This is a genomic window from Streptomyces sp. P5F9 (assembly GCF_057961495.1).
Map to the genome: position 1 here is coordinate 1 of NZ_JBXVPZ010000398.1, position 9165 is coordinate 9165.

9 protein-coding genes are annotated in these 9165 nt (G+C 72.5%); 1 reads left to right on the plus strand and 8 read right to left on the minus strand.

Annotation, left to right across the window (positions count from 1 at the left end; genetic code table 11):
• Positions 1–33: 33 nt before the first annotated feature.
• From cobC to cobM, 6 genes are read right to left on the minus strand one after another with little or no spacing between them, the layout of a single operon-like run.
• Positions 34–1134: an Rv2231c family histidinol phosphate aminotransferase CobC gene (gene cobC, locus AC31A1_RS39940; RefSeq protein WP_489657984.1), complete on the minus strand. Its 1101-nt coding sequence runs from the start codon at positions 1132–1134 to the stop codon at positions 34–36.
• The gene (locus AC31A1_RS39945) at positions 1124–2062 is read right to left on the minus strand and encodes a sirohydrochlorin chelatase (protein ID WP_489657985.1); all 939 of its coding nucleotides are present in this window, start codon (positions 2060–2062) and stop codon (positions 1124–1126) included. The genes cobC and AC31A1_RS39945 overlap by 11 nt, the downstream gene beginning before the upstream one ends.
• The gene (locus AC31A1_RS39950) at positions 2059–2649 is read right to left on the minus strand and encodes a precorrin-8X methylmutase (RefSeq protein ID WP_489657992.1); all 591 of its coding nucleotides are present in this window, start codon (positions 2647–2649) and stop codon (positions 2059–2061) included. Before AC31A1_RS39950 ends, AC31A1_RS39945 begins: the two co-directional genes overlap by 4 nt.
• 14 nt (positions 2650–2663) lie before the next feature.
• Positions 2664–4382, minus strand: coding sequence for a precorrin-3B C(17)-methyltransferase (gene cobJ, locus AC31A1_RS39955; protein ID WP_489657986.1), 1719 nt, complete (start codon positions 4380–4382; stop codon positions 2664–2666).
• Positions 4379–5617, minus strand: a complete 1239-nt coding sequence (gene cbiE / locus AC31A1_RS39960) for a precorrin-6y C5,15-methyltransferase (decarboxylating) subunit CbiE (RefSeq protein WP_489657987.1) — start codon at positions 5615–5617, stop codon at positions 4379–4381. Before cbiE ends, cobJ begins: the two co-directional genes overlap by 4 nt.
• Entirely contained in the window at positions 5614–6438 is an 825-nt protein-coding gene (gene cobM / locus AC31A1_RS39965) for a precorrin-4 C(11)-methyltransferase (RefSeq protein ID WP_489657988.1), read from the minus strand. Before cobM ends, cbiE begins: the two co-directional genes overlap by 4 nt.
• A 148-nt stretch (positions 6439–6586) precedes the next feature.
• Here cobM and AC31A1_RS39970 point away from each other — a divergent pair, with 148 nt between their 5' ends.
• Entirely contained in the window at positions 6587–7315 is a 729-nt protein-coding gene (locus tag AC31A1_RS39970; RefSeq protein WP_489657989.1) for a ZIP family metal transporter, read from the plus strand.
• A 29-nt stretch (positions 7316–7344) separates the two neighbouring features.
• Here AC31A1_RS39970 and cobI read toward each other — a convergent pair whose 3' ends face one another.
• The gene (gene cobI, locus AC31A1_RS39975; protein ID WP_489657990.1) at positions 7345–8091 is read right to left on the minus strand and encodes a precorrin-2 C(20)-methyltransferase; all 747 of its coding nucleotides are present in this window, start codon (positions 8089–8091) and stop codon (positions 7345–7347) included.
• On the minus strand, positions 8076–9165 hold a 1090-nt coding region (locus tag AC31A1_RS39980), incomplete at its 5' end, for a cobyrinic acid a,c-diamide synthase CobB (protein ID WP_489657991.1). The genes cobI and AC31A1_RS39980, both read right to left, overlap by 16 nt.

Below are 9165 nucleotides of genomic sequence, written 5' to 3' on the forward strand. Positions count from 1 at the left end.
GGCGGGTGGGCAAACGACCAAGGCCGACCCGCCTCACCGCCCAGCCAACGTCACCGCCTGATCCAGTGCCTGCAAGAACCGGTTCACTGTCGCCCGGTCCCGCACCGCGAGCCGTAGCCACTGCTCGTCCAGCCCCGGGAACGTGTCCCCACGGCGGACGGCGAAACCGAGGTCGCGCAGGTGCCGTCGTACAGCAATCGCATTCGGGACGCGGACGAGGACGAACGGGCCCTCGGCGGGTTCCATGACGCGGAGGCCGTCGGGGGCGAACTCGGCCAGCCCGGCGACGAGATGGGCGCGGTCGGCGGTGACGCGGTGGGCGGCGTGGGCGGCTTCGGCGAGGGCCTGCGACTCCATGCAGGCCTCCGCCGCGGCGAGGGCCGGCGTGGACACCGGCCACAACGGCTGAGCCCGCTCCAGCTCCGCGATCGTCTCGGGGGCGGCAAGGACGTAGCCGATCCGCAGTCCCGCCAGACCCCACGTCTTGGTGAGGCTGCGGAGGACCACCAGGCCGGGGATGTCGGTCCGGCCCGCCAGCGACTCCCGTTCACCCGGCACCGCGTCCATGAACGCCTCGTCGATCACCAACGTCCGCCCGGGGCGGGCGAGTCGGGCGATCACCGCAGCGGGGTGCAGGACGGACGTCGGGTTCGTGGGGTTGCCGATCAGTACCAGATCCGCGTCCTCGGGGACCGCCCGCACCGACCCCGCATCCAGCCGGAACCCGTCCGCCTCCCGCAACAGCACCCGCGCCACCGAATACCCCGCGTCCCGCAGCGCCGCCTCCGGCTCAGTGAACTGCGGGTGCACGACCACCGGCTGACGGACCTTCAGCGCGCGGGCGAGCAGCACGAAGGCCTCGGCGGCACCGGCCGTGAGCAGCACCCGTTCCACCGGCAGCCCGTGCCGCGCCGCGACCGCGGCCCGAGCCGCCCGCCCGTCCGGGTAGGCGGCGAGACCGGTCAGCGAACCGGCTATCCGCTCGCGCAGCCAGGCCGGGGGAGTGTCCGCGCGGACGTTGACGGCGAGGTCGATCAACTGGGCGCCGTCGTCCCGGACTTCGACGTCACCGTGATGACGGAGATCGTGAGCTCTGTCCGTCGGATCGTGGTCGTGGGCTCTGTCAGTGCGCATGGGCGTGCCCACCGTGATGGTGATGACCGTGGTGGTGACCGTCGTGGTGGTGACCGTCGTCGTCCGGGTGGAAGTGCGGCTGCTGAGGCTGCCCCACCTTGTCCTCGAAGCCCGGCAGCGCGATTCGGTACACGCACGAGTCGCAGTTCATCCGCAGATCACCCTTGACCGCCTCCCGGTACCGTTCCATCACCAGGTCCAGCAACTCCGGCTCCGGGCCTATGACTTCGGCGGACCGCACGTCGATCTCCGGGTGTGCCGCCGCCCAGCCCTCCGTCTGCTGCCGCACGCGCTCCGGCAGGATGCCGGTGAACAGGAAGTACGGCAGCACGACGATCCGCCGGGCGCCCAGCTTCACGCACCGGTCCAGGCCGCTCGGCACGTCCGGCGCCGCGAGCGACACGAACGCCGGTTCCACGCCCGCGTATCCGCGCCCCTCCCACAGCAGCCGCGCCGCCTTGTGCACCTCGGCGTTGGCGTCCGGGTCCGTCGACCCGCGCCCCACGAGCAGCACGGTCACGTCGGCCCGGTCGGCGGGCGTCCGCGCCGACTCGCCGAGCGCCTCGTCGAGCCGCCGCTCCAGCACCTTCAGCAGCGAGGGATGCGGGCCCAGCGGACGCCCGTACGTGTACGAGATCCCCTCGTGCCGCTCCTTCTCCCGGGCCAGCGCCGCCGGGATGTCCCCCTTGGCGTGCCCGGCGGACACCAGCATCAGCGGTACGGCGGCGAACCGGCGCACCCCCCGCTCCACCAGCTCGGTCACCGCGTCGCCCAACGGCGGCGGCGACAGCTCGATGAACCCGCCCGCGACGGGCAGTTCGGGGTGACGGCGGCCCAACTCCTGTACGAAGGACCGGAACGCCTCGGCTCCGGCCTCGTCCCGGGTGCCGTGTCCGGCGATGAGCAGGGCGGGCGGCGGGGTGGTCACGATTTCTCCTCGACATGGGAAACGGGTTGATACAGCAGGGCGTTGAGAGCAGCCGCGGCCACCGCCGAACCGCCCTTCTCGGACACGTTGCTCACCGCGGGCAGCCCGCTCTCGCGCAACGCGGCCTTGGACTCGACCGCGCCGACGAAACCGACCGGCAGCCCGATGACGAGCGCGGGGGAGGCGTCCAGCGTCAGCAACTCCTCCAGGGCGGTCGGCGCATTGCCGATCACCCAGAGGGCACCGGGCCCGACCTCCTCGTAGGCGAGCCGGATCGCATGTGCCGAACGGGTCAGCCCCGGCCCGGACTTGGCGTCCCGGAGCCTGCACACGGTCTCGCGCCGGGTGATCCCGGCCGCGACCATCCGCACGTCCACGACGACCGGTGCCCCGGCGTGCAGTGCGCTGTGCGCCTTCGCCAACTCGCCCTCGTCCAGGACGAGATCGGACGCGTACTCCAGATCGGCGGCGGAGTGGACGACCCGCTCCACGACCGCACGGGTCAGCGGCGGGAGGTGCGAGGTGTCCAGCCGGGCACGCAGCCGCCGGTAGGACTCCACCTCGATCGGATGAACCACACGGTCCACACGGTCCACAGAACTCACTTCGCCACCTCCTGCGATGACCGCGCCGCCTGCGAAGCCTGCCAGCGGTACCCGCGCGGCGTCACCATGCGCCCCGCGATGTCCCGGGTGGCCGTGTTGCCCACCGTCACCACCGTCATCATGTCGACCGTCGCCGGATCCAGCGCGGCCAGTGTCGTCAGCCGGCTGGACTCGTCGGGCCGCGAGGCGTTCCGTACGACACCGACCGGCGTCGTCGGCTCCCGGTGCTCGGCGAGGATCGCGAGGGCCTTCGGGAGCTGCCAGTCCCGGCCCCGGCTGCGGGGGTTGTAGAACGTCACCACGATGTCCGCCTCGGCCGCCGCCCGCACCCGCCGTTCGATGACCTCCCACGGCGTGTGCAGATCGGAGAGGCTGATGGACACGTGGTCGTGGCCGAGCGGCGCCCCGAGGATCGCCGAGGCGGCCAACGCGGCGGTCACGCCCGGGACTCCGACCACGTCGATGTCGTCGGACGCCTCCGCGAGCGCGGGCGAGGCCATCGCGTACACCCCGGCGTCACCACTGCCGATCAGCGCGACGGCCTGGCCCTTGCGCGCCTCGGCGACGGCGGTACGCGCTCGCTCCTCCTCGGCACCCAGCCCCGACTCCAGGACCACGGTCCCGGGCCGCAGCAGATCGCGGATCTGGTCGACGTACTGGTCGAGCCCCACCAGCACGGCGGCGCGCCGGAGTTCGGCCTTCGCACGCGGCGTGAGCAGATCCCGGGCCCCGGGCCCGAGCCCGACCACCGCGAGCCGCCCGCGCGCGACCCGCCGTACGACAGCACAGGTCGCCATCGCCGGCTGCCCGTCGGCACGCTCCGACTTCCGCTTGGGGACGAGGAGTTCGCCGCCGCCGACGAGCGCGGCGGCCTCCGCCACGGACGGCGTGCCCACGGCAGCGAGCGGCGCCTCGGACGGATTGGGCACCTCTACGGCGGCCAACTCCTCGGCGGAGTAGGTCACCAGCGGCACACTCAGGCGCTGAGCCGCCTGGACGATGCCGGGCTCGTCCGCCTTGGCGTCCACGGTGGCGAGTTCGGCGATGTTGCCGACGGACAGTTCCGCCTCGCGGAGAGCGTCGTAGACCAACGCGAGCACCTCGTTCACGGGTGCGCCCTTGGAGGCGCCGACGCCGACGACGAGGGACGGCGGCCGCAGCACGACCTCCCGCTCGCCGGGCCCGACCGCCCGATCGGTGACGCGGATGACATACGAGCCGCTGTCCGAGACCCGTAGCGGCGGCAGCGGCCACGCCAACTCGGCGTCCAGGGCCACCGGTTCGCCGTCCAGCAGGGCCCGCGTGACCCCGGCGACATCGCCCTCCACGGGGAACCCGAGCGTGTCCAGACCGGGCACACCCACCGCGTCCGTGGCCGTGGTCACCACCGGCTGTGCGGCAAGCAACTCGCCCACGTCCACGGCGAGTTCATTGGCCCCGCCGCCATGTCCGCCCACCAGCGACACGGCGAACCGTCCGCCCTCGTCGACGCACACGACCCCCGGGTCGGTCCGCTTGTCGCCCAGCAGTGGGGCGATCAGCCGTACGACGGCTCCCGTGGCGAGAAAACACACGAGCTGCTCGCACTCCGCGAACGCGGCCCGGACGGCGTCCCCGACGGGACCCTCGTACACGCGCGTACGGTCCGGCCACGCGGCGGCCAGCCGGTCGCGCGCGGCGGCGCCCGACGCGGTGGCGGAAATGAGGCCGATCACAGAGCAACTCCTTCTGGAGACACGGGGGTTCGGATCCCCCACAACAGAAAAACGGGATTGGTGGCCGCGAGCCGGGTCACATCACCCGGCAGCGGCGCCAGCCGGGACGACTGCAACAGCACCCCGTCGACGTCGAGCCCGGCAGCCGAGAGAGCCTCCCGCACGGCCGGTACCCGGTCCAGCGCGGCCATCGCGACGACCACGGTCCGCCGGGCCCGCCGCGCGCACGCGGTGACGATGGCGGGCAGTTCGCGCCCGCCCCCGCCGACGAACACGGCGTCGGGATCGTCGAGGTCGGACAGCACGGTCGGCGCCGCCCCGTGCACGGTGTGCACGTCGACGCCGTGCGCCTCGGCGTTGGCTCGGATCCGCTCGACACCGTCCCGGGTCTTCTCGACCGCGGTGACGGCGGCGCCGAGCCGCGCGCACTCGACGGCCACGGACCCGGAGCCCGAGCCGACGTCCCAGACCAGGTCGCCGAGGCGCGGCCCGAGCCGGGCCAGCGCCAGCGCCCGTACCTCGAACTTGGTGATCATCGAGTCCCGGTGCTCGAACTCCCGCTCGTCCAGCGCCCATCGGGCCGGTCCGACGGCAGCACCGGCGACCGTCCGCACGGCACCCAGCACCCGCGCCTCGTCCAGACACAGCACCACGCTCACCGCCGTACCCCAGTCCCGGGCGGCTGCCTCGGCGGGCGTGACCCGCTCCACCCGCTCCTCCCCGGACCCCAGCGCGGACGCGACGACGAGGACACGCCCGCCGGTCCGGTGGGTGAGCGCGGCGCCCAGCTCGGCGGGTCCGGCCCCCGGCCCGGTCAGCACGGCGACCTTGGGATGCGCGCGGCACGCGTTGACCGCCGTACGCAGATCGCGTCCGTGCGCGCTGACGACGACCGCGTCGTCCCAGGTCAGCCCGGCACGCGCGAAGGCGGTGGCGACGGAGGAGACGCCGGGGCGTACGTCGAGGGCGTCGCTGGAGAACCGTTCCGCCAGCGCCCGTACGATCCCGAAGAACCCGGGGTCCCCCGAGGCCAGCACGACGACCGGCTCGCCCTTCCCGACGTAGGCCTCGATGGTGTCGAGCGCGGGCGCCAGCGGACCGAGGACGACCTGCTCGGCGTCCTCAGGGACGGTGACGGCGGCGAGGTGGCGCCGGCCGCCGACGACGAGCCGGGCGCCGTAGAGCACGTCCTCCGCGGCTACCGCTCCCGTCCCCATCCCCACGACCGTGATCACGTGCTCGCACCCCGGGAGCGCAGGGCCCGGCGGGCCTCCGGGTCGGCCTTGCGGTAGCCGTGGAAATGGCCGGGGTGGTAGAGGTGCGAGCGGGTGCCGTGGGCGTCGAGGGCCGGGCCGACCAGGAAGAGGGTGTGCTTCCAGAGCTTGTGCTCCTTGACCGTCTCCTCCAGCGTGCCGACCGTGCACTTCACGATCAGTTCCTCGGGCCAGGTCGCCTGGTAGGCGACGACGACGGGCGTGTCCGTCGGATAGCCGCCCTCCAGCAGCTCCCGTACCAACTGCCCGCTGCGGGCGGCCGACAGGAAGATCGCCATGGTGGTGCCGTGGCGCGCGAACTCCCGGACCTCCTCCCCGGGCGGCATCGGCGTCTTGCCCCCGCCGAGCCGGGTGAGGACGACGGACTGCGCGACCTCGGGGATCGTCAGCTCGCGCTGCGCGAGGGCGGCGACGGCGGAGAACGCCGAGACACCCGGGACGATCTCGGTCGCGATCCCGATCGCGGCGCACCGGTCGACCTGCTCCTGAGTACCGCCCCACAGGGCAGGATCACCGGAGTGGATACGGGCGACGCGCAGCCCCTCGCTCCGGGCCCGCTCGTAGACGGCGACGACGTCCTCCAGGGACATCGTCGCCGAGTCCAGGATCTCGGCGCCCACGCGCGCGTGGTCGAGGACCTCGGCCTGCACGAGGCTGGCTGCCCAGATCACGACGTCGGCCTCGGCGATGGCGCGCGCGGCACGGAACGTCAGCAGGTCGGCGGCGCCGGGGCCGGCACCGACGAAGGTCACCTTGCCGGTGGGGGTATCGGCATCGGCCATGGGTCGGATCCTCTCAAACACACCATGCGGAACATACGGAACGGGGGAGACGTGGGAGACGTGGGAGACGTGGGGAACGTCAATACGAATAGGGGCGGAGTGGGCCAGGATGTGCGCGAACAGGGGTTGATCGGATAGCAAGGGGACTATGGCGGTCTTCGTCGCGCTCGGCGCGTTCCTGATGACGCTGGCCGGCGGCTGGACGGCACAGCGCGTGACCGACCGCCGTCATCTCGTCCTGGGCCTGGCAGGCGGCCTGATGCTGGGCGTGGTCGGCCTCGACCTGCTGCCGGAGGCGCTGCACGCGGCGGGCCGCGAGGTCTTCGGCGTACCGGCCGCCCTGCTGCTCTTCGTGGCCGGCTTCCTCGTGGCCCATCTGGTCGAACGCCTGCTCGCCGCCCGCCAGGCCGCCCATGGCGCGGAGGAGAGCAACGGCAGGGCCCCCGAGGTGGGCCTCACAGCCGCCGCCGCGATGGTCGGCCACAGCTTCATGGACGGTGTCGCGATCGGCGCCGCCTTCCAGGTGGGCGGCGGCATGGGCACGGCGGTCGCGCTCGCGGTCATCGCCCACGATTTCGCGGACGGCTTCAACACGTACACGATCACGAGCCTGTACGGCAACGCCCGCCGCAAGGCGATCGCGATGTTGGTCGCGGACGCGGCGGCCCCGGTGGCGGGCGCCGCCTCGACGGCCTTCCTCACCATCCCGGAGGCCCTGCTCGGCGGCTATCTCGGCTTCTTCGGAGGCGTGCTCCTCTACCTCGCCGCCGCCGAGATCCTCCCCGAGGCCCACCACGAACACCCCGCGCCCGCGACGCTGCTGTGCACGGTCGCGGGGGCGGCGTTCATCTGGCTGGTGGTAGGCCTCGCGGCCTGATCCACGGCATCCACGGCATCTACGACCGGTCACAGTTTCCCGCCCCGCCCGCCCTCACGCCGCGCGGGCGCGATGAGCGTGGAGAGGTAGGGCAGCGGCTCCCCGTCCAGTTCGGCGGCCGGCCGGATCGACTCCTCGGGCAGCCCGAGCGCCGACCCCCACACCGCGTCCTCGATCCGCCCGGTCTCCCTGAGCGCCTCGGCGACCTCCGCCGCCTGCCGCCCGAACTTGTACGCCACGACCGTCCCCGGCCCGGCGAGCGCGTCCTTGAGCACGGCGGCCCCCGCGGTCACGGGCACGAGCGTGAGCGGCTCGGTCCCCTCCGTGAGTACGGCCCCGGACCGCGCGGCGAGATCCTGCATGGCGGTGATCCCGGGCACGGTCTCCACAATGACCCCCGGCACCAACTCCCCGATGGTCAGGGCGAGATAGGTGAAGGTGGAGTAGACGTTGGGGTCCCCGATGGTGGCGAACGCGACGATGCTGTTCGCGCCGAGCAGCCCGGCGACGGTGGCCCCCGCGGCATCCCAGGCGGCCTCACGCCGAGCCCGGTCGCTCCGCTCGTTGAGCGCGAACACAACCCGAAGAACCTTCTCCTCGGGCACGTAATGCAGAACGGTGGCCTCGGCCCGCCCCCGCTCACCGCTGTCCATGACCGGCACCACCACGACATCGGCGGCCCGCAGAGCATTGACACCCTTGACGGTCACCAGCTCCGGATCGCCGGGACCCACCCCGACTCCGATCAACCTGCTGCTGCTCATGACGTCCGGCACCTCTCCACGAACCGACGGGCCACACCGGGCTCGGCCGCCCAGTGCGTGTGCAGATAACTCGCGTGCACACCCTGTTGTACGAAACCTTCGACCCGCCGCTCAGGGGCGCGAACCCCCCAGGCGGGAGCCGCCCCCGAGCCGGGCTCGACGACGGTCCGATGAAACTCGTGCCCCCGCATCCGCGTCCCGGCCACGGCCAGCACACTGTCGCTCAACGCGACGGCATCCCGATACCCCAGAGTCAGCCGCTCGCTCATCCGCGCGGACGCATCGAGCACCCCGCACATCGGCATCCCGTCCAACTCCCGGCCCAGGTAGAGGAGTCCGGCACACTCGGCGGCGACAGGAGCCCCACTCTCCGAGAGGGCGGAGACGGCCTTGCGCAACGGCTCGTTGGCGGACAACTCCGCGGCATACACCTCCGGGAACCCGCCCCCGATCACCAACCCACGTGTCCCGTCCGGGAGTTGTTCGTCATGGAGCGGATCGAACACGACGACTTCGGCACCGGCCGCGGTGAGCAGTTCGGCATGCTCGGCGTAGGAGAAGGTGAAGGCGGGCCCGCCGGCGACGGCAACGGTGACTTTTGAACGCGGCTGGGCGGCATTGTCAGCCTGTCCGGTCACTTGTTGGCGCAGCCCGGCACTTTCAGCCCGTCCGTTCACTTCTGGGCGCTGGCCTGCAAAATCAGCCCGTCCGGCGTTTGAGGACGAGGCCCCTTCAGGACCGAAGCGGGGGTCTGGGGGCGCAGCCCCCAGGGACGGGACGGGTAGGGGCGGAGGGGGCGAAGAAGCCAAGGCCTCAGCCGCATCCCAAGCCGCACACGACAACGCCCCCGCACTACGCGCCAGCGCGAACAACCCCTCAAGATCACACCCGGCGACCACCTGCGCCCCCATAGCCGCAACAGCGTCCACCGCGGCCGACTGCCGTTCTGCGACCGGCACCAACCCCAAATGCCGAGAAGGCGTATCCACCTGAGGAGCCCGCCGCAACACCCCCAGCACAGGCACCCCCGCCGAGTCCAACGCCTCCCGCAACAGCGCCTCATGCCGGTCCGACGCAACCTTGTTG